Here is a 19,425-nt window from a genome sequence, read left to right on the forward strand (position 1 = left end):
TCAGCCCGCAGCCCACTCCTTGGCCCGGTCCAGTTCGTCGAGACCGAAGATCTGGAGGTCGCCAGGAATCATCCAGGCGACGGCGTGCAGCGTGTGGGCGACCCACGCTTTGTCGGACACCACCGCGATGCGTTTGAACGCCGAGTGGTGTTTGAACAGCGCACCGAACCCGACCTTCAGATCCTCGACCAGGCCACCCGGCCCGAAGCCCTCGTAGTCGGCGGCGATGACCTCGACGATCCTGATCTCGCCACCGACGACGAGATCGTCCATGGTGGGCTCGAATTCACGGATGTCGTCCCCGCTCACGCGCCCCGAAACGCGAATGCCCGTCACACCGTCGGGCATGTCTGACAGCACTTCGATCATGTTCGCCAGCCTACGTCTGCTCGCGGGGAGTGATCACGCCCCGAATCGGGCGAGCGGATCGGCGGTCGCCTCGATCTTGGCGACGAGCCCGTCGCGAATCGTCAGGACCACCACAGCGAACAGCTGCCGGTGCGCGAACGCCAGCAGCACGGGTTGCCCGAGCGGGCCGGCGACCACGGTGGTGCCCGGTCCGAGGTACAGCATCAGATTCTCGGCGACCCGCTGCGGTCCGTGATTGACGATGGGCGGGATCGGCGGATCGCTGAGCACCGTGCCGACGCCCCAGACCGTCGGATCCAGCACCGCCGCCAGCGCTTGCACGTCGCCGCCGGCGCAGGTGGTGATGAACTTCTCGATGACGAGTTGATGTTCGGTCGCCTCGACGTCGTCGGCACGTACCTCGGCGCCTGCCACCTTCGCGCGGGCCCGACGGGCCAGTTGCCGGCAGGTGCCGACCGGTCTGCCGACGGTCTCGGCGATCGACTCGAACGGGACACCGAACACGTCGTGCAGGATGAACGCCACGCGCTCGCCGGGACTCAATTGCCGCAGCACCCGCAGCAGGGCACCCGACACTTCGTCGTCCAGGGTGATCCGGTCTGCGGGGTCGGGCTCTGCCGACGGCAGTTCGGGAATCGCGTCCTGCTCCAGATCGGTCGGTTGTTCCCGCCGTGCGCGCGCCGAGCGCACCAGGTCGAGGCACAGCCGGCCGGCGACGGTCGTCAGCCACGCGCGGACGTCCTCGATCTCGCCGGGCGCCGTGCGGGACAACCGCAGAAATGCTTCCTGCGCAACATCTTCGGCGTCGCCGACGTCACCCAGCATCTGGTACGCGAGATTGACCAGATACGGATGGTGGTGGCGCCAGGCCGCGGTGAATCCGGTGGTTTCTGTCATCAGTTAAAGACGATTCGGTGTGGTGAAAAGTTACCGCACCACGCGAACCGCCGGCGGTCGTAACTTTTTCCGGCGGCGTTCCGTCCTTGGTTCATGACCATTCTCATCACTGGGGCCACCGGCAACGTCGGCCGCCCACTCGTCGAGCAGTTGCACGCCGCAGGCATGAAAGTCCGTGCCGTCACCCGTAATCCATCCTCGAACTTCCCGCCGGAGGTCGAGACCGTGGCATCCGTACGCGACGGCCTGGCCGGCGTCAGCGCGGTGTTCCTCAACTCCCGCGCGCTCGGTCCGGACCTGGCCTGGACGGTCGAGGCCGCCAAGGACGCCGGAGCCAAACTGGTGGCGCTGTCGGCGATCAACGCCGACGACGACTTCTCCCGCCAGCCGTCGAGATTCCGGGGTGACCGGAACAAGGAAGTCGAACAGCTCGCCGTCGATTCAGGACTGCCGTGGGTGAGTCTGCGGCCGGCATTGTTCGCCACCAACTTCATCGGGATGTGGGCCGGGCAGCTGCAGGCCGGCGACGTCGTGGCCGGCCCATACGCTGCCGCGTCCAGCGCACCGATCGTCGAAGCCGACATCGCCGCGGTCGCCGCGCACGCCCTGCTCACCGATGAACTGGACGGCCACAAGATCCCGCTGACGGGCCCGCAGTCCCTCACCAACACCGAACTGCTGGCCATCGTCGGCCGGGTCCTGGGCCGCGATCTTCGCTACCTGGAAATCCCGGTCGAACAGGTCCGCGAGCGCTTCGTCGCCATCGGCTTCCCTCCGGAGTTCGGCTCCGCGTACACCGCGCTGCTGGCAGAAACCGTCGACACCCCGGCACCGGTGAGCGACGAGGTCGAGCGCATCCTCGGCCGGCCGGCCCAGCCGTTCGCCGAATGGGTGGACCGCCACCGCGGCGCCTTCGCCCGGAACTTGGAGACCAGCCATGTCTGAGCAGCCCACATCAGATCCGCGACCGCCGCGCTACCTGAAGCAGATGAACAAGGTCGTCGTCGCCGTCGGGAAGCTCGGCATCCCCGTCGGCCCCGCCATGGTGCTGACCGTGCCTGGCCGCAAGACCGGCACGCCGCGGAGCACCCCGATGACGCCGTTCGTCGTCCACGGCGCGATGTACGCCGTGGCCGGCTACCCGGGCGCGCACTGGGCGCTCAACGCCCGTGCCGCCGGTACCGGCACCTTGACGCGGGGCCGCAAGTCCCGGCCGGTGAAGATCACCGAGCTGACGATCGACGAAGCGCGGCCGGTACTGCGCGAGTTCCCGGTGCAGGTACCGGTCGGCGTGAAATTCGCCAAGAGCTCCGGCATGGTCGCCGAGGGCACACCCGACGAATTCGAGTCACTCGCAGGCAGACTCGCCGTCTTCCGGTTCGATCCGCTGAGCTGATCGGGAGTTTGGCACCTAGCGGATCACACCACGTTCGCAGAGGTGCTCGGTCAGCGGCTGGACACCGACCTCGAAGTGTTCGGCCATCGCCGTCCGGGCCGCGTCGCTGTCGCCGGCCTGCAGCGCCGCGATCACCCGGCGGTGGTCCCGGATCGACAGATCCGGCCAGCCCTCGAGCGTCGGGAACACCGCCTCCGGTGCGTAACGCGTTATCCCCGACATGAATTGGGTCAGCTTGGGCGAATCGGCGGCGACGTTGATCAGCCGGTGGAACTCGTGGTTGAGCCGCACCATGCGGTCGACATCGGTGTGCTGGTAGGCCTGCTCGAGTGCCTCCTGGATTCGGGTGAGCTCAGCGACCTGGTCGGCGGTGATGTGCTCCGCGGCGCGGGCCGCCAATTCGCCGCCGACGAACGCCTGCACCATGGCCACGTCGGACACGTCGCGGGCGGTGACCTCGAGCACCATGAAGCCGCGTCGCGGGTGCTGTACCAACAGCCCCTCGGCCCGCAGGTTCAGCAGTGCCTCGCGGACCGGGGTGACGCTCACACCCAGTTCGGTGGCCAGCTGGTCCAGCCGCAGGTACTCCCCCGCCGGAAACGTGCCGTTGAAGATCCGCCGGCGGACGTACCGCGCCACATCGTGGGAAAGCTGTGCGGGCGCGGCGAATTCGGGTTCAGATGCGGTATTCATTGAGCAGGTTCTTGCTGATGATGGTCTTCTGGATTTCGCTGGTGCCCTCGCCGATCAACAGGAACGGCGCGTCTCGCATCAGGCGTTCGATCTCGTATTCCTTGGAGTAGCCGTAGCCGCCGTGGATCCGGAAACTCTGCTGGGTGACCTCCGAACAGAACTCGCTGGCAAGGTATTTGGCCATACCCGCCGCGACGTCGTTGCGCTCGCCCGAGTCCTTCAGCCGGGCGGCATTGACCATCATCAGATGTGCCGCTTCGACTTTGGTGGCCATCTCGGCGAGCTGGAAGGCGATGGCCTGGTGGTCGGCGATCGGCTTGCCGAACGTCTCCCGCTGCTGGGCGTAGCGCACCGCCAGTTCGAAGGCCCGGATACCGACCCCGCACGCCCGCGCCGACACGTTGACGCGGCCGACCTCGATACCGTCCATCATCTGGAAGAAGCCTTCGCCGGGCTTGCCGCCGAGCACGTCGTCGGCGCCGGCGTGGTACCCGTCGAAGATGAGCTCGGTGGTGTCGATGCCCTTGTAGCCCAGCTTGTCGATCTTGCCCGGAATGGTCAGACCGGGTTTGACCTCACCGAAACCGGTCGGCTTCTCGACCAGGAACGCCGTCAGGTTGCGGTGTGGTTTGTCCGCTCCCTCATCGGTCTTCACCAGTGCCGCAACCAGAGTCGAGCTGCCACCATTGGTCAGCCACATCTTCTGGCCGGTGATGGTGTAGCCGCCATCGGCGTCACGCACGCCCCTGGTGCGGATCGCGGCGACATCGGATCCGAGTTCCGGCTCGGACATCGAGAAGGCGCCGCGCACTTCGCCGGTCGCCATCCGGGGCAGGTAGCGCTGCTTCTGCTCATCGGTGCCGTGCTGGCGCAGCATGTAGGCGACGATGAAATGCGTGTTGATGACGCCCGAGATGCTCATCCAGCCCCGGGCCAGTTCCTCGACACACAGCGCATAGGTCAACAGCGACTCACCGAGCCCGCCGTACTCCTGCGGGATCATCAGGCCGAACAGGCCCAGGTCCTTCATCTGATCGACGATGGCCTGCGGGTAGGTGTCCGAGTGCTCCAGCTCCTGGGCTGCCGGGATGATCTCCCGGTCGACGAATTGCCGGACGGTAGCGACGATTTCGCGCTGCACCTCGGTGAGGCCGGCGGTCTGGGCCAACTTAGGCATGCGCGATCCCGCTCCGCTTCTCGCTGTCCGTCATGAGGCGATCCGTTCAAACACGGCGGCCAATCCCTGGCCGCCTCCGATGCACATGGTTTCCAGTCCATAGCGGGCATCCCGCAGGTGCAGTTCACGCGCCAGGGTCGCGAGCATCCGGCCGCCGGTCGCGCCGACGGGATGACCGAGCGAGATGCCCGACCCCCGCACATTCGTGCGCTCCCAGTCACTGTCGGTGAACTTCCACTCCCGGGTGCAGGCCAGCGCTTGCGCGGCGAAGGCCTCGTTGAGCTCGATCAGATCGATATCGGCAAGGGCCAGACCGGCTCTGGCCAGCGCGACCTCGGTGGCCGGCACCGGGCCGATCCCCATGACGTTCGGCGCCACCCCGGCCACGCCCCACGACACCATGCGCACCAGCGGCTGCAGCCCGAGTTCGGCCGCGCGCTCCGGGGTGGTCACGACGCACATGGAGGCCGCATCGTTCTGCCCGCTGGAGTTGCCGGCCGTCACGGTGGCATCCGGATCGCTCTTGCCCAGAACGGGTTTGAGCTTGCCCAGCGCTTCGACGGTGGTGTCGGCGCGGGGATGCTCGTCGGTGTCGATCACCTGGTCGCCGGCGCGCGAGCTCACCGTCACGGGCACGATCTCGTCGGCCAGCACACCACTGCTTTGCGCCGCAACGGCTTTCTGATGCGAGCGCACGGCCAGCGCGTCCTGTTCGACGCGGGAGATCGCGTACTGCCGGCGCAGGTTCTCCGCGGTTTCGAGCATGCCGCCCGGCACCGGATGGTTCTTGCCGCCGGCGGTGGTCCGCCCGCGGGCCAGCCCGTCGTGCACCGTGATGCCGCCGCGCGAGCCACCCCAGCGCATGTCGGTGGAGTGGAACGCGACGTTGCTCATCGACTCCGCGCCACCGGCGACGACGAGATCGTTTGCGCCACTGGCCACTTGCAGGTAGGCCTGGATGACGGCCTGCAGCCCCGACCCGCAGCGCCGGTCGACCTGCATGCCCGGAACGGTGACGGGCAGCCCGGCATCGAGCGCCACCACCCGGCCGATCGCCGGGGCTTCGCTGGACGGGTAGCAGTGCCCGAGAATGACGTCCTGCACCGCTGCCGTCGGAATCCCGGTCCGCTGCAACAGACCTTGCAGCGCCGCGACACCGAGCTCGACCGCGGTCAGCGACTTGAACATGCCGCCGTACCGGCCGATGGGGGTACGCACCGGCGCGCAGATGACAGGACTGGGCGAGGTCATCTAGATGTGCCGTCCCCCGGTGATTTCCAGCACGCAGCCGGTCATGTACGACGACATGTCCGACGCCAGGAACGTGACGACCGACGCCACTTCGCTGGGCTCGGCGGCCCGTCCCATCGGGATCTCCGCCAGCTTCTGGTCCCAGATCCGTTGCGGCATGGCCTCGGTCATCGCGGATCGGATCAGGCCTGGCTGCACGGCGTTGACCCGCACCCCGAGGTGGGCGACCTCCTTGGCGGCCGCCTTGGTCAGGCCGACGATGCCCGCCTTGGCCGCCGAGTAGTTGGTCTGGCCGATCAGGCCGACCTTGCCCGAGATCGACGAAATGTTGATGATGGCGCCGCTTTTCGCCTCCCGCATGACGCCCGCAGCCAGCCGGGTGCCGTTCCAACAGCCTTTCAGGTGTACGTCGATGACCTGGTCGAACTGTTCCTCGGTCATCTTGCGCATGGTGGCATCGCGGGTGATGCCGGCGTTGTTGACCATGATGTCGAGGCCACCCCATCCGACGGCAGCGTCGATCAGCGCCTGCACATCGGCAGCAGACGTCACGTCGCACTGAACGGCCTTCGCCACTTCCGAGCCGCCCAGCTTGGCCACGGCCGCCTCGGTCGCGTCGAGGTTCAGGTCGCCGATCACCACGCGGGCGCCCTCGGCGATGAACCGCTCCGCGATCGCGTATCCGATGCCCTGGGCACCACCGGTGATCACTGCGATACGTCCGTCCAAAAGCATGGTCGGCTTCTCCTCTCGTCCCTCTTCATCGACTGACCCGGCCGCGCACCCGGCAACCAGCTTCATACATAAAATATGATATTTCTTGCATCAAACCAGACGCGCTCTCGTGTTGCACAAGGAGACCCAGACATGGCCGAACCCGCCACCGCGCCGACCGTCAGCGAGCAGGACTTCCGCGACATCCTCGACGCCACCCGCCAGTTCGTCCGCACCGCGGTGGTACCGCGTGAGCTGGAGATCATGAACGACAACCGGGTGCCCGACGACATCCGGGACCAAGCCAAGGACATGGGGCTGTTCGGCTACGCCATCCCCCAGGAATGGGGCGGCCTGGGACTCAATCTGGTCCAGGACGTCGAGATGGCCATGGAGCTGGGCTACACCACACTGGCCGTGCGCTCCATGTTCGGCACCAACAACGGCATCGCCGGGCAGGTGCTGGTCGGATTCGGCACCGACACGCAAAAAGAGCGCTGGCTGGAGCCGATCGCCAGCGGCGAGTGCGTGGCGTCCTTCGCATTGACCGAGTCCGGCGCCGGCTCCAACCCCGCGGGCCTGCGGACCAAGGCCGTCCGCGACGGGGACGACTGGATCATCACCGGACACAAACGATTCATCACCAACGCTCCCACCGCCAACCTGTTCGTGGTGTTCGCCCGGACCCGGCCCGCCGACGCTGACGGACCAGGTATCGCGGTGTTCCTGGTGCCTGCCGACGCTCCCGGCGTCGTAGTCGGACCCAAAGACGCGAAGATGGGCCAGGAGGGAGCCTGGACCTCCGACATCACGTTCGACGACGTGCGGGTCGGACCCGACGCCCTCATCGGCGGCACCGAGGACATCGGCTACCGCGCGGCACTGACGTCGTTGGCCCGCGGGCGGGTGCACATCGCGGCGGTGTCAGTGGGCGCGGCACAGCGCGCCCTCGACGAGTCGGTGGCATACGCGGCGACCGCCACCCAGGGTGGCACCGCGATCGGGGAATTCCAGCTGGTGCAGGCGATGCTGGCCGACATGCAGACCGGTGTCATGGCCGGCCGCGCCCTGGTCCGCGACGCCGCGCAGCTGTGGGTCAGCGGCGCAGACCGCCGCATCGCACCGTCCGCCGCGAAACTGTTCTGCACCGAGATGGTCGGCAAGGTCGCCGACCTGGCTGTGCAGGTGCACGGCGGCAGCGGGTACATGCGCGACGTACCCGTCGAACGGATCTACCGCGACGTGCGTCTGCTGCGCCTGTACGAGGGCACCAGCGAGATTCAGCGTTTGATCATCGGGGGCGGACTGGTGAAGGCCGCGCAGCGGTCGGCCTCAGGCCGCTGACCAGAACCGGCAGGCTCCGGGCCAGCGGCCCGTCCAGCAATCAACCGATGATTCGCACGATCGACTCGACCACGGCGGCGGGCTTGTCCGAACCCTCGATCTCGACCGTGATCGTCATGGTCGCTTGAACGGCACCATCGAGCTCATCGATTTTCGAAATGACGGCGCTCGCGCGCACATTTGCTCCGACCTTGACCGGCGTGATGAATCGCACCTTGTTATAGCCGTAGTTGACGGCCAAAGCGACGTTGTCGACGCGATACAGCTGGTGCGTGAAATGCGGTAGCAGTGAAAGCGTCAGCAAACCATGTGCAATTGTGCCGCCGAACGGCCCCGCGGCGGCGCGCTCAGGATCGACGTGAATCCACTGGTGGTCGTCGGTGGCCTCGGCGAACAGATTCACCCGATCCTGGGTGATTTCCATCCACTCGGACGGTCCAAGCTGACTACCTGCTGCTGCGACGAACTCAGCCAGATTGTTGAAGACTTTCACGCTCACCTCTCTCAACGCGGCCGCTTCCGGGCCACACCGCTATTACTTCTAACGCCTCCGCCAGAGCGGCACAATGCACAGTCTCTGGGCCGATGCCTCCTACTTAGCTGGTCAAAGTTCGCCATATCCGCGTACTGTCTACGCTAACCTGCAAAAACACAGATATCTGGGATTGCCAACATCCGTCGCACCAGCACAATCGTATTGGCCAATTCTTCGGCGCCCCGAAGGTCGACAGACAACGTTTCACCACTAGCTGGATGCAGGACCCCAACAACCCCGATACTGAATTCAGGAATGCAGTCCGCGCGAGATGCGTTTACCGCAACCGACTGCCAACTGAAGTTGCAGTGACTGCTCGAAACGAATGGGGCAACGATGTCGGTGGAGTATGTCGAATACGAATCCAACGTCGATATTCGCTTTGCCGAAAACGTCGCCTGGTCCGACCCGGACACCGAATGCACCGTGGTGCTGTCGCAACCCGACACCGACTCCGAACTCTGGAACCGCTACCTCGATGCGGCTCAGCAAAGTTATCGCCGGCACGGCGTCGAAGCGGTCGTGGATGCTGCCGCGATCCGCGACGGCGCGGACACCGCGCTGTTCTGGACGGTGCTGGACCGCCACGACAACATGGTCGGCGGACTACGCGCCAAGGCCCCCCTCGGCTGCGCCGAGGACTCTCACGCGGTGATGGAATGGGCCGCCCGACCTGGGCTGGCCATGGTGCGCAAGATGATCAACGATCGGGTGCCCTTCGGCGTCATGGAGATGAAGACGGCCTGGGTGTCCGACAATCGGGCGAGCCAACACGCCATCACCCACCTGCTGGCCCGCACCGCCTACCACGCGACCAGCATCATGGGCGTGCAGTTCGTGATGGCCACGGCAGCCCAGCACGTCCTGGAGTTGTGGAAGTCCGGTGGTGGCGTGGTGGCGCCGATTCCGGCCACGCCGTATCCCGACGAGCGCTACCGCACCAAGATGATGTGGTGGGACCGAAGGACCATGGTCAATCATTCTCAACCGGAGCAGATTACGAAGGCGCTGCACGAGATCGACCAGATATCAACCACGTTGGCCGCCAGCTGAAGGCGGCCCCAGACGCCAGCCGCGAGGCGGCCGGCGCACCGTCTCTGCGGACAGCGCAGGTTAAGCTGAACGCCTCATGTCCATCGACGAATCTCCCCCTTCACTGGATCGCGTGGTGACAGAGGTGGCGACGCGTTTGATGGCGGCGGACTCCACCAACAACACCAAGGTGTACACGGACGTCCTGGAGATCCTGGTCGACTACTTCGGCGTCGACGTCAGCTTTCTGCGCCGCAACGACCATGAGATCGGTGCCTCGATACTCGTCGCGGAATGGCCAGTGCGGCCAGAGATTCCGGACCCCGACCCCCTGCGCGTGGTGTACTTCGCCGACGCCGATCCGGTCTTCGCGGAAACCGAACATCGCAAGACACCGCTCATCGTGCGCCCCGACCCGGAACCCGACGATTACCAGCGCCGTATCGAGGCGGATCGCAACGTTCCCCAGATATCACTGGCAGCAACGCCTTTGGTGTCCGGCGAGCGCACCACCGGCGCACTCGGGTTCGTCAAGTACGGCAACCGCGAATGGCTCACCGAAGAGATCAATGCGCTGCAGGCCATCGCTTCGCTGTTGACCCAGGCCCAATCTCGGGTACTGGCCGAGGAGCAGCTTCGATATCTGGCCGAACACGATGACCTCACCGGACTCAACAACCGCCGTGCTCTCATCGCCCACCTCGATGCCCGGCTGCAGCAGGGACAACCCGGGCCGGTGACCGCCCTCTTCTTCGACCTGGACCGGCTCAAGGCCATCAATGACTACCTGGGGCACAGTGCCGGTGACTCATTCATCCGGGTGTTCGCCCAGCGCCTCACCGAGGGCGTCGACAGCAAGACTGTGATCGCCCGGCTCGGCGGTGACGAGTTCGTCGTCGTCCCGGCGGAACCGATATCCGCGAGCAAGGCCGAGGCCCTCGCCTATCAGCTCCAGGACTCGTTGCGGCGCCGGGTGTGGATCGACGGCGAACGGCTCACGCGGGCAGTGAGTGTCGGCGTCGCCTCTGGCATGCCGGGCTCCGACAACTCGTCCGACCTGCTGCGCCGGGCCGACCAGGCGGTCCTGAGCGCGAAGTCCTCCGGCGGGGATCGCGTCGCGGTGTTCACCAATGCGATGTCCCTGGAAACGGCCTACCGCAACGACATCGAGCTGCATCTGCAGGACGTCATCGAGAACGGTGCGCTGCTGCTCAACTATCTACCCGAAATCGACATGCGCACCGGGAAACTGCTCGCCACCGAAGCACTCGTGCGATGGGACCACCCCACCCGCGGACTGCTCCCCCCGGCCGCCTTCATCGGTATCGCCGAATCGATCAACCTGGCAGGCGAATTGGGCCGCTGGGTACTGCGCACCGCATGCCGCGAATTCGCGCGATGGCGCGACGAGTTCCGGGCATCCACGGCCGGCACTGATGCGGCCGATGATCGCGACGATTTCGAGTTGCGTGTCAACGTCTCCCCGGTCCAACTGGTCACCGACGGCTTCGCCGAGTCGGTGGCCGACATCCTCGACGAATTCGGCCTCGACCGCGGATCGGTCTGCCTGGAGATCACCGAGAATGTCGTCGTCCAGGACAGCGAGTCCTCGCGCGCGACACTGGCCGACCTCCGGAGAACCGGGGTGCGGTTGGCGATCGACGACTTCGGCACCGGATACAGCGTGCTGTCCCACCTCAAGTCGCTGCCCGTCGACATCCTCAAGATCGACCGCAGCTTCGTGACCGACCTCGGCTCCAACCCCGGCGATCTGGCGATCGTCCGGGCGATCATCGCACTGGCCGACTCGTTCGGTCTGCAGATCGTCGCCGAGGGTGTCGAAACCAAGGCTGCCGCAACGACATTGCTGCGTCATGGTTGCCACCGAGCGCAGGGGTTCCTGCTGTCGCGGCCGCTACCGAGCGATCAGATGGCGACGCTGTACCGCAAAGGCCGCGTGCCGGTCCGGTTTGCCAGCGAGATGTGACACCGAACAGCGTTACCGCGCAACAAGTTCCACGCGGGCGAACCTGCTGGCGGGGTGGCCCACGATGCAGACCTCGAGAGCCCCGGCGGGTGGGGCGGCATTCTCTGCCGGCGCGCCCACATTCGTGAAATCGGGTGAAATCACCACACCGTGGCGGGCCCGTACGAAGTACAGCCCATCGGGCGTGTTCAGCTCCGCTCCGATGATGCGACGGTCTTCGAAGAGCAGGGACTCGAGCGTGCTGTCCGAGCTGACCTCGATGTCACGCTCAGCGGCAGCCGCCGCCAGCCAGTCGAACAGTTCGTCCAGTCCATCGCCGGCGTTCCATTCGATGGGGCCGAGGGAAGAGAGCCGAAGCGTCGTGCCCGACGAGTCTCGGAGGGTCTCCGCGGTCCAGCCGCGAACCGTGCTGTAGAGCGCCCCGGTGGCAGAACCCAGGCACACCCGAGCCCAGTCGAGCAGCCCCGCGCCGAAGAACGTCTCGATGCTGCGGCTGTGCGTTTCGGACTCTGTCAGCTCGCGCACCGTGCGGGTCGGCACCGACCGACCATTCGATGGCTGCGCGCTGACGTCGGCATCTACTTCGGCGGTCACCGCGGCGAAATAGACGGCGGTGACATCGAGCTGCTGCTCGGCGACCGGCTCGGCCGGATGGACCTCGCCGGCTTCGTCGGCTTCGTCGGATTCCGGCTCAGGCTCCTCGTCGGCAACGCCTCGCGGCACCCCGAACGCGTCGATCCGCGCATCGAGGACGGCGCCCAAAGTGGCGCAGCGGACTTCATTGCCGCGCACCCAGCGCCCGTCGTCGGCGCGCAGCAGTGCTCCGGTCACCATCACGTCTGCGGCGGCGTCGACCGCGGCAATGGCTGTCGCCAGGCCACCGATACCGGCGCCGATGCACAGCACGTCAACTTCTGCGTCCCAATCCAACTTGAATTCCCTGAGTTGAGTGTCAGCGAGTTGCAACAATCCGACAGCCAGGGGTCGATTTCGCCGTTCGGCTACTTTACATACTCTCAGAATGAACGACACCATCAACGGCCGAGGTTATGGGACCCTTAGGATGATCCGGGGGGGCTTGCCACTGAACGCGCGCTGACGGAAGGTGATCGACGAATGGGGCGCCAGCCGCGATCCGAAGTGACCCGACGAAAGATCATCGATTCCGCTGTCGATTTGATCAACGAGATCGGTTACCCCGCCGCCGGTTTGGCCGACATCATCGAACGCGCCGAACTGACCAAAGGCGCGCTCTACTACCACTTCGATTCCAAAGAAGCGCTGGCCACTGTCATCATCGAAGAAGCGATGGTGTTGCTGCACAACGTCTTCCAGTCCGCACGAGACTCGGAACACACTGCGATGGAGTCGCTGATCGTCGGCACCTTCACCACCAGTGACCTGCTCTCGACCAACCGAACCGCCCAAGCGGGAACCAAACTGCTGCGCACGTTCGCGGGGTTCAACCCGACCGCGAGGCACAGCTACGTCAACTTCGTCGATCAGTTCACCTCGGACATCAAACGGGCCGAGACCGACGGTGACCTGCGTCCTGGCGCGAACCCCGCCGATGTCGCCAACACTCTGGTGGCCTGGATCCTCGGCGCCGAGCTGATGTCCAGCGCCGCATCCGACGGCCAAGACCTCCGGGACCGATTCGCCCAACAGTGGCGCGTGCTGATGCCGGCGATCGTCACCGCGGAATCGCTCGAACGTCATCTCGCCTTCATGGTCAGCGCGTCCGCGCGACAGACGAACATCGTGGAGCGCACCGCCACCTGAACCCACATCGCTAACTAAGTTCACTTCTTTGTTGCTAGGCTGCTATCAGCCCAAGCGACAGAGGAGTCTGCATGGACCTCAATTGGTCGGCCAGCGATCTGGCATTCCGTGATGAAGTACGCACGTTTCTGCAGGAAAACCTGACACCGGAGATTCAAGAGGCCGGTCGGCTGATGACCAGCGTCTACAGCGATCACGACGCGAGCCTGGCCTGGCAGCGCATCCTCCACGAGCGCGGTTGGGCCGCGCCGGCCTGGCCGGTCGAATACGGCGGCTGCGATTGGAGCTTGACCCAGCACTACATCTTCAGCCGGGAATCGATCCTGGCCGGAGCGCCGTCCCTGTCCCCGATGGGCATCCGGATGGTGGCCCACGCGATCGTCCGGTTCGGCACGAGGGAACAGAAGGACTACTTTCTGCCCCGCATCCTGACCGGCGAGGTCTTCTTCTGCCAGGGCTACTCCGAGCCCGAAGCCGGATCCGACCTGGCCGCCCTGACCATGGCCGCCGTTTCCGATGGCGACGACCTGGTGTGCACCGGCAGCAAGATCTGGACCACGCACGCCACCGAGGCCAACTGGATGTTCGCGCTGGTGCGCACCACCCGCACCGGCAAGAAGCAGCAGGGCATCACCTTCGTGCTGATCGACATGAGCACGCCGGGCATCGAGATCCGGCCGCTGGTGATGACGTCCGGCGAAGAGGTCCAGAACCAGGTGTTCTTCGACGAGGTCCGGGTACCCAAGAGCAACGTCATCGGCCAGATCGACGACGGCTGGACCGTCGCGAAGTATCTGCTCGAGTTCGAGCGCGGCGGTGGCGCCGCCGCCCCGGGTCTGCAGGTGTTGGCCGACGAGATCGCCACCGCCGCGGCCCAGGCGCCGGGCCCAGACGGTGGCCTGCTGCTCGACGATGCCGCGTTCTCCCGCAAGCTCGCTGACGCGCGAATCCGCACCGAGGTGCTCGAGATCCTCGAATACCGCGTACTGGCCGCGCTGGCCGGAGGCGGACATCCGGGTGCGGCGTCGTCGATGCTGAAGGTGCTCTCGACCGAGTTGAGCCAGACCTTGACCGAACTCGCCATGGAGGCCGCCGGCCCCCGCGGCCGCGCGTACCAACCGCACGCCACGCGCCCCGGTGGTCCGGTCGCCGAATTCACCCCTCCCCCAGACGGTTACGTCAGCGGCGAGCCATGGCAGGCGGTCGCGCCCCTGCGGTACTTCAACGACCGTGCCGGGTCGATCTACGCCGGCAGCAACGAAATTCAGCGCAATATCCTCGCCAAAGCAGAATTGGGGCTGTAGATGGACTTCACCTTCTCCGCGGAACAGGAACTGCTCCGCGACGGCCTGTCCAAGTTCTTGGCCGGCCGATACGACCTCGAAACCAGCCGCGCCGCAGCCAAATCCGGCCCCGGCTGGCAGCCCGACATCTGGCACTCGTTCGCTGAGGAACTCGGCATTCTCGGCGCCGCTCTGCCGGAGGACGTCGGCGGCATCGGCGGCGGGCCCGTCGAGGTCATGCTGATCGCCGAAGCGCTGGGGCACGCGCTGGTCATCGAGCCCTACGTGGACACCGCGGTGGTCGCCGCCGGCCTGCTGCTGCGATCCGGCAGCACGGCCGCCGGTCCCGTGTTGGAGGAAATCGCTTCCGGCACAGCGATTGTCGCGCTCGCCGCAGCCGAGGCCCAGAGCGGCGACCGGTGGCAGGACGTTCAGACCACCGCCTCCCGCGACGGTGACGACTGGGTGCTCTCCGGCGACAAGATCATGGTCATGAATGCGCCGGTCGCCACCCACCTGCTGCTCAGCGCGCAGACAGCAGGCGGCATCTCACTGTTCCTGGTCGACGTCACGACACTGCCCGCCGGACTCACCCTGCACAGCTACCGCACCGTCGACGACCGTCGCGCAGCCGACCTGGAACTGCGCGAACTCCGGTTGCCGGGCGATGCACTTCTCGGCGCCGAAGGCGAGGCGTGGCCGTCGATCGCCCAGGCCCGCGACGAAGGCGCCACCGCCGTGTGCGCCGAAGCCGTCGGCAACATGCGAAAGGTGCTGGCCGACACCGTCGAATACGCCAAGCAACGCCAACAGTTCGGCCAGCCGATCGGCAGCTTCCAGGCGTTGCAACATCGCATGGTCGACATGCACATGGAGCTCGAGCAGTCCGTGTCCGCGGTCTACCTCGCGGTGCTCAACCTGGAGGCCGACGCGCACACCCGGGCACGTTCGGTTTCGGCAGCCAAGGCCACCATCGGCCGGGCGGCACGGTTCATCGGCCAGAACGCGGTGCAACTGCACGGCGGCATGGGCATGACCGAGGAGCTCGCCATCGGCCACTACTTCAAGCGGCTCACCGCCGTTCAATACGAATTCGGCTCCACCGACTACCACGTGACCCGCTACGCCAAACTGACCCGGGGCTGACTTCGACTCGAGTGGGCACGACCGCCGTCACCTGATCCATCCGGATCAGGTGGGCGTCATCTGCTTCTGCGCGTACAACTGCGCCCACTCGGCGCGCGGCCGGATCGACACATCGACATCGGTGGCCTTGGCGCGCAACGCACCCGCCGTCGCCTGGTCCTTCGGCGTCAGCTTGAAGGGATCCCAGCCGAAGAACCGGCAGGAGTTCTGCCAGGTGATCTTGTTGATGTCGGAGTCCGAGGCCCCGGCCGCGTTGAGCTCGGCCAGCACCTGCTCGGGGGCGTCGGGCCAGAAGCAGTCCGAGTGCGGGTAGTCGCATTCCCAGGCGATGTTGTCGATACCGATCTCGTGGCGCAGCTTCAGCGACGTCTTGTCGGTGACGTAGCAAGCCAGTGAGTGCTCGCGGAAGACGTCGCTGGGCAGCTTGTTCCCGAAGTCGCGGCGCAGCCACTTCTGGTTGGTGTAGTGCCGGTCGCTGCGATCCAGATAGAACGGAATCCAGCCGATGCCGCCCTCGGAGAAGGCGAACTTCAGGTCCGGGTAGTTGCGCATTGCCGGGCCCCACAACAGATCCTGGGCACACATCGCCGACACCTGCGTGGCCAGGATGATCAGATTGTCGATCGGGGCGTCCTTGGCCATCGAGATCGCGCCGAAGCCGGTACCGATGTGCAGACACATCACCACGTTCTCCTCGGACAGCGTCCGGAACACCGGGCCCCAATAATCCTCGTCGAAGTAGCTCGGCAGGCCTTCCAGATGCGGCAGCTCGGGCATCGTCACGGCCCGGCAGCCCTTGGCGGCCACCCGGCGGATCTCACGGCACATCGCCTCGGGGTTCCACGTCGGCAGGATCGCGATGGGGATGAACCGGTCCGGGTACGACCCGGCCCATTCGTCGATGTGCCAGTCGTTGTAGGCCGAGACCATCACCAGGGTGGCCTCCTCGCGGTGCATGTTGAGGTGCCGGGCGGAGAAACCGGTGAAGGTCGGGAAACACATCGAAGCGAGGATGCCGTTGCGGTTCATGTCTCGCACGCGCTCATGCACGTCGTACACGCCAGGGCGCATTTCGGCGAAGCCGGCGGGATCGCGGCCCCATTCCTCGGCCGGCCAGGACACCACGGCGTTGAGCCCGCTCACACCTTGGGGTCGGCCTTGGTACATCCACTGATCGACGCCTTTGTCATCGGTGACGACGATCGGCGCCTCGGGCTTGTACTTGTCCGGCACGTGGTTGAGGAACATGTCGGGGGGTTCCACGACATGGTCGTCAATGCTCACCAGGATCAAGGCGTCGGTCTGCATGCCTCAGTAGTACCGTCTAGAGGCGTGACCGTCTCTGCACTTTCGGACAGAGGTTTATCCCGAACGGCCAAGATGGCCGCGCGGCCGGTGATCGAGCTGCGCCGCGGCGGGCACGCTCTCGGCGGCAGCTACCTCTACGAGGGCGACGCCCTGATCACCGGCTGGCACTCACACGAGGTGCACCAGATCGAGTACGCGCTGCACGGCCTGGTCGAGGTGGAGACGGATGTCGCCCACTACCTACTGCCGCCGCAACAGGCAGCCTGGATACCGGCGGGCCTACCTCATCAGGCGGTGATGAACCCGGATGTGAAGACCGTTGCCGTGATGTTCGATCCAAGCCTGATCGCCGACCGGTCGGATCGAGCACGCATCATCGCCGTCTCCCCGCTGATCCGCGAGATGATGATCTACGCGTTGCGGTGGCCCATCAACCGGGCACACGGCGACGCCGTATCGGACGGTTTCTTTCGCACGCTGGCGCATCTCGTGTCTGAAGCGTTGGACCACGAAGCGCCGCTGAGTCTGCCGACTGCCGAGCACCCGATCGTTGCCGCGGCAATGGATTACACCAAAGAACATCTGACGTCGGCGACGGCCGAACAGGTGAGCCGTGCGGTCTCGGTATCTGAACGGACGTTGCGCCGGCTGTTCCAGAAGTCCATCGGATTATCTTGGCGCACTTACCTTCTCAACGCCCGAATGCTCCGGGCGATGGCGTTGCTGACGGAGCCGGGGCAATCTGTCCAAGCCACCGCCACAGCGGTCGGCTTCGAGAGCCTCAGCGCGTTCACTCGCTGCTTCACCCAGTTCAGCGGGGAATCACCATCGGCGTACCGGCGTCGGACCGCGGAGACGGCGCGCTCATGACCGATCACCGTCGTCCATGTCCCAGGTGCGATCACACAGCCCCTCGGTCTCGGCGATCAGCTCCGCGTTCGGCTCGTCGACCGCACGTACCCAATGCTCGGCCGCGATCAGGCTCCGCCCGCCGGCGATGTGGCGTGCGAGCAGTCGCTTCCGCCGCACCTCGTCAGCGCCCTTCAGGTAGTACAGCCGGTCGATCAGCTGCCGCGCACCGGAAAAGTTGTGAGACGGCAGCGCCAGGTAGTTGCCCTCCGTGACGACCAGCCGCGCCGCTGCCGGGACCACCAGGCCCGCTGCGACAGACTCTTCGAGCGCCCGATCGAACTGTGGCACATAAACATCAGCGCTCTGGTAGGCGTCGCGCACCCGAACCAGCGATACCAGAAAGCCGGCCGCGTCGAAGGTGTCCGGGGCGCCCTTACGCCCTCTTCGGCCGAGCCGTGCGAGCTGCGCGTTGGACAGATGGAAACCGTCCATCGGCAGCAGGGCGGCGAAATCGCGCTGGATGGAATTGAATTCGTCGACAACCCGCGCCGCCACCGTCGATTTACCGACGCCCGGCGGCCCGGTCAGACCGACGACGACCCGGCCCGACCGCTCGTCGAGCAGTCGGGCGACATCGTCTGTCAGTGGCGCCATTCCGCGGACATTAGCCGCTGAGCGCGCCCAAGTCGAAGACACGAGGCACCTGACATCGACAATGTCACCGGCGCTGGGGCTCAGGCGCACACGCGGTCAATAGCTCCTTGCCGTCTTTTGCGGCGATGTCAGCAGGACTCAGCCAGCCGAATCCCTGAAACCAGAAGGTGTCCGGCGCATGTTGGCCCGATTCGGTGACAGCCGGACCGAGGTCGGTGGTCGTGGTCCACGGATCGCCGTTGGTGCGATAGACCCGCAGCAGCACCGTTTTCTGTGTCCGCCAGTCGAACCCGCTGGGCAGGGGCCGCACCACCGCAAAGCCGGGATACGGTCCGGTGGCGGTCAAGGAGTCGAACGGGATTGCCTGGTGCGGGTCGGCGGCCAGCACGAGATCGGCCTGACCGGGCTGAAAAGTCAGCATCACATTGTCCACGGGACCGCAGTATTTGCCGGGCCAGATCCGCAGCGTGCCGTCGGTGACGCGAGCGCCGAAAACCCTTGGTAGCTGGCGACCTTGAGCGGGGTCGCGTGAACAGAGCGTCAGGAACTTCGTGCCTTCCTGAGCACCGACATCGTGAGGGTTGAGCCAACCGAACCCCTCGAACCAGTAGGTATCCGCGGGATGCCGGTCGGATTCTTTGATCGCCTCACCCAGCTTGCTGGTGGCCCCGAATGCGTGTGGGGCCTGCGGGAAGATGAACACGGTGTCCGCAGTGCGCCAATCGAATCCGACTGGTAGTTGAGTGACCACGTCGAATCCCGGGTATGGTCCGCCAACGGTGAAGTACTCCACTTCGGTACCCGGATTCGGCGGAGCCTTTTGTGAACCAACAACTTCCGGCAAGGGCGTCGCCTCGAGCTTCAACTCCGCCTTGTCCGGTCGATCCATGTTGAAGGTGACGTTGACTGCCGTCGTGCCACGGCATGGCGATCCGGTCCAGAGCCGCAGCTGTCCGTCGGTCACCCGGACCCCGAATTGAACCGGCAGCGACGGTTTCCCGAGCG

General features: G+C 65.7%; 20 protein-coding genes. 9 read left to right on the forward strand and 11 right to left on the reverse strand.

What is annotated here, in order from left to right; all coding sequences use genetic code 11:
- Both AC1U2B_RS07565 and sigI read right to left on the reverse strand, forming a co-directional pair.
- A complete protein-coding gene (locus tag AC1U2B_RS07565; RefSeq protein ID WP_418005620.1) occupies positions 1-369 on the reverse strand; it encodes a SpoIIAA family protein in 369 nt (122 codons plus the stop codon).
- Positions 370-402: 33 nt separating this feature from the next.
- On the reverse strand, positions 403-1,266 hold the full coding sequence (gene sigI, locus AC1U2B_RS07570) for an RNA polymerase sigma factor SigI (protein WP_480216302.1): 864 nt from the start codon (positions 1,264-1,266) through the stop codon (positions 403-405).
- Between the two features lie 93 nt (positions 1,267-1,359).
- On the opposite strand from sigI, the gene AC1U2B_RS07575 reads away from it, so the two are divergent.
- Together AC1U2B_RS07575 and AC1U2B_RS07580 are read left to right on the forward strand one after the other, a co-directional pair.
- Positions 1,360-2,211, forward strand: coding sequence for an NmrA family NAD(P)-binding protein (locus AC1U2B_RS07575; RefSeq protein WP_480216303.1), 852 nt, complete (start codon positions 1,360-1,362; stop codon positions 2,209-2,211).
- Positions 2,204-2,662 carry a nitroreductase/quinone reductase family protein gene (locus AC1U2B_RS07580; protein WP_071287146.1) on the forward strand — a complete coding sequence of 153 codons (459 nt, stop codon included), beginning with the start codon at positions 2,204-2,206 and terminating at the stop codon, positions 2,660-2,662. Before AC1U2B_RS07575 ends, AC1U2B_RS07580 begins: the two co-directional genes overlap by 8 nt.
- A gap of 15 nt (positions 2,663-2,677) precedes the next feature.
- Here the strand turns inward: AC1U2B_RS07580 and AC1U2B_RS07585 are convergent, their stop codons facing one another.
- Genes AC1U2B_RS07585 through fabG form a run of 4 tightly spaced genes read right to left on the reverse strand, consistent with a single transcriptional unit; the run spans position 2,678 to position 6,518 of the window.
- Positions 2,678-3,355 carry a GntR family transcriptional regulator gene (locus tag AC1U2B_RS07585; protein ID WP_043395088.1) on the reverse strand — a complete coding sequence of 226 codons (678 nt, stop codon included), beginning with the start codon at positions 3,353-3,355 and terminating at the stop codon, positions 2,678-2,680.
- On the reverse strand, positions 3,339-4,532 hold the full coding sequence (locus AC1U2B_RS07590; protein ID WP_480216304.1) for an acyl-CoA dehydrogenase family protein: 1,194 nt from the start codon (positions 4,530-4,532) through the stop codon (positions 3,339-3,341). The genes AC1U2B_RS07585 and AC1U2B_RS07590 overlap by 17 nt, the downstream gene beginning before the upstream one ends.
- 30 nt (positions 4,533-4,562) lie before the next feature.
- Positions 4,563-5,783, reverse strand: a complete 1,221-nt coding sequence (locus AC1U2B_RS07595; RefSeq protein WP_480216305.1) for an acetyl-CoA C-acetyltransferase — start codon at positions 5,781-5,783, stop codon at positions 4,563-4,565.
- Positions 5,784-6,518 (reverse strand): 3-oxoacyl-ACP reductase FabG, encoded by a 735-nt coding sequence (gene fabG / locus AC1U2B_RS07600; protein WP_480216599.1) that lies wholly within the window; start codon positions 6,516-6,518, stop codon positions 5,784-5,786.
- A gap of 132 nt (positions 6,519-6,650) precedes the next feature.
- On the opposite strand from fabG, the gene AC1U2B_RS07605 reads away from it, so the two are divergent.
- Entirely contained in the window at positions 6,651-7,841 is a 1,191-nt protein-coding gene (locus AC1U2B_RS07605) for an acyl-CoA dehydrogenase family protein (protein ID WP_418005611.1), read from the forward strand.
- A gap of 40 nt (positions 7,842-7,881) precedes the next feature.
- Here the strand turns inward: AC1U2B_RS07605 and AC1U2B_RS07610 are convergent, their stop codons facing one another.
- Positions 7,882-8,334: a MaoC family dehydratase gene (locus AC1U2B_RS07610; RefSeq protein WP_043395080.1), complete on the reverse strand. Its 453-nt coding sequence runs from the start codon at positions 8,332-8,334 to the stop codon at positions 7,882-7,884.
- Positions 8,335-8,712: 378 nt separating this feature from the next.
- On the opposite strand from AC1U2B_RS07610, the gene AC1U2B_RS07615 reads away from it, so the two are divergent.
- Positions 8,713-9,429, forward strand: a complete 717-nt coding sequence (locus AC1U2B_RS07615; RefSeq protein ID WP_480216306.1) for a hypothetical protein — start codon at positions 8,713-8,715, stop codon at positions 9,427-9,429.
- 76 nt (positions 9,430-9,505) lie between these two features.
- Positions 9,506-11,395, forward strand: a complete 1,890-nt coding sequence (locus AC1U2B_RS07620) for a putative bifunctional diguanylate cyclase/phosphodiesterase (RefSeq protein ID WP_480216307.1) — start codon at positions 9,506-9,508, stop codon at positions 11,393-11,395.
- A gap of 12 nt (positions 11,396-11,407) precedes the next feature.
- Here the strand turns inward: AC1U2B_RS07620 and AC1U2B_RS07625 are convergent, their stop codons facing one another.
- On the reverse strand, positions 11,408-12,325 hold the full coding sequence (locus tag AC1U2B_RS07625; RefSeq protein WP_480216308.1) for a hypothetical protein: 918 nt from the start codon (positions 12,323-12,325) through the stop codon (positions 11,408-11,410).
- 186 nt (positions 12,326-12,511) lie between these two features.
- Here AC1U2B_RS07625 and AC1U2B_RS07630 point away from each other — a divergent pair, with 186 nt between their 5' ends.
- From AC1U2B_RS07630 to AC1U2B_RS07640, 3 genes are all read left to right on the forward strand, one after another.
- Entirely contained in the window at positions 12,512-13,177 is a 666-nt protein-coding gene (locus AC1U2B_RS07630; RefSeq protein ID WP_480216309.1) for a ScbR family autoregulator-binding transcription factor, read from the forward strand.
- Positions 13,178-13,248: 71 nt separating this feature from the next.
- A complete protein-coding gene (locus AC1U2B_RS07635) occupies positions 13,249-14,481 on the forward strand; it encodes an acyl-CoA dehydrogenase family protein (protein WP_480216310.1) in 1,233 nt (410 codons plus the stop codon).
- The gene (locus tag AC1U2B_RS07640; protein ID WP_480216311.1) at positions 14,482-15,606 is read left to right on the forward strand and encodes an acyl-CoA dehydrogenase family protein; all 1,125 of its coding nucleotides are present in this window, start codon (positions 14,482-14,484) and stop codon (positions 15,604-15,606) included. It begins immediately after the preceding gene.
- A 45-nt stretch (positions 15,607-15,651) separates the two neighbouring features.
- On the opposite strand, the gene AC1U2B_RS07645 is transcribed toward AC1U2B_RS07640, so the two are convergent.
- The gene (locus tag AC1U2B_RS07645; protein WP_480216312.1) at positions 15,652-16,914 is read right to left on the reverse strand and encodes an amidohydrolase family protein; all 1,263 of its coding nucleotides are present in this window, start codon (positions 16,912-16,914) and stop codon (positions 15,652-15,654) included.
- Positions 16,915-16,938: 24 nt separating this feature from the next.
- Between AC1U2B_RS07645 and AC1U2B_RS07650 the strand changes: the two genes are divergently transcribed.
- Positions 16,939-17,784: an AraC family transcriptional regulator gene (locus AC1U2B_RS07650; protein ID WP_480216313.1), complete on the forward strand. Its 846-nt coding sequence runs from the start codon at positions 16,939-16,941 to the stop codon at positions 17,782-17,784.
- On the opposite strand, the gene AC1U2B_RS07655 is transcribed toward AC1U2B_RS07650, so the two are convergent.
- Both AC1U2B_RS07655 and AC1U2B_RS07660 read right to left on the reverse strand, forming a co-directional pair.
- Positions 17,779-18,420: a nucleoside/nucleotide kinase family protein gene (locus AC1U2B_RS07655; protein WP_480216314.1), complete on the reverse strand. Its 642-nt coding sequence runs from the start codon at positions 18,418-18,420 to the stop codon at positions 17,779-17,781. The two genes, AC1U2B_RS07650 and AC1U2B_RS07655, sit on opposite strands and share 6 nt — an antisense overlap.
- Before the next feature lie 64 nt (positions 18,421-18,484).
- Positions 18,485-19,384, reverse strand: coding sequence for a hypothetical protein (locus tag AC1U2B_RS07660; RefSeq protein ID WP_480216315.1), 900 nt, complete (start codon positions 19,382-19,384; stop codon positions 18,485-18,487).
- Positions 19,385-19,425 lie beyond the last annotated feature (41 nt).

This window comes from Mycolicibacterium sp. P4_G11 (genome assembly GCF_056555145.1).

Coding starts and splice junctions, on each gene's coding strand:
- AC1U2B_RS07605 (WP_418005611.1), top strand. CDS start 6,651: ATGGCCGAACCCGCCACCGCGCCGACCGTCAGCGAGCAGGACTTCCGC.
- AC1U2B_RS07645 (WP_480216312.1), bottom strand. CDS start 16,914: ATGCAGACCGACGCCTTGATCCTGGTGAGCATTGACGACCATGTCGTG.
- AC1U2B_RS07580 (WP_071287146.1), top strand. CDS start 2,204: ATGTCTGAGCAGCCCACATCAGATCCGCGACCGCCGCGCTACCTGAAG.
- AC1U2B_RS07590 (WP_480216304.1), bottom strand. CDS start 4,532: ATGCCTAAGTTGGCCCAGACCGCCGGCCTCACCGAGGTGCAGCGCGAA.
- fabG (WP_480216599.1), bottom strand. CDS start 6,518: ATGCTTTTGGACGGACGTATCGCAGTGATCACCGGTGGTGCCCAGGGC.
- AC1U2B_RS07635 (WP_480216310.1), top strand. CDS start 13,249: ATGGACCTCAATTGGTCGGCCAGCGATCTGGCATTCCGTGATGAAGTA.
- AC1U2B_RS07585 (WP_043395088.1), bottom strand. CDS start 3,355: ATGAATACCGCATCTGAACCCGAATTCGCCGCGCCCGCACAGCTTTCC.
- AC1U2B_RS07640 (WP_480216311.1), top strand. CDS start 14,482: ATGGACTTCACCTTCTCCGCGGAACAGGAACTGCTCCGCGACGGCCTG.
- AC1U2B_RS07575 (WP_480216303.1), top strand. CDS start 1,360: ATGACCATTCTCATCACTGGGGCCACCGGCAACGTCGGCCGCCCACTC.
- AC1U2B_RS07655 (WP_480216314.1), bottom strand. CDS start 18,420: ATGGCGCCACTGACAGACGATGTCGCCCGACTGCTCGACGAGCGGTCG.
- AC1U2B_RS07620 (WP_480216307.1), top strand. CDS start 9,506: ATGTCCATCGACGAATCTCCCCCTTCACTGGATCGCGTGGTGACAGAG.
- AC1U2B_RS07595 (WP_480216305.1), bottom strand. CDS start 5,783: ATGACCTCGCCCAGTCCTGTCATCTGCGCGCCGGTGCGTACCCCCATC.
- sigI (WP_480216302.1), bottom strand. CDS start 1,266: ATGACAGAAACCACCGGATTCACCGCGGCCTGGCGCCACCACCATCCG.
- AC1U2B_RS07565 (WP_418005620.1), bottom strand. CDS start 369: ATGATCGAAGTGCTGTCAGACATGCCCGACGGTGTGACGGGCATTCGC.
- AC1U2B_RS07615 (WP_480216306.1), top strand. CDS start 8,713: ATGTCGGTGGAGTATGTCGAATACGAATCCAACGTCGATATTCGCTTT.
- AC1U2B_RS07630 (WP_480216309.1), top strand. CDS start 12,512: ATGGGGCGCCAGCCGCGATCCGAAGTGACCCGACGAAAGATCATCGAT.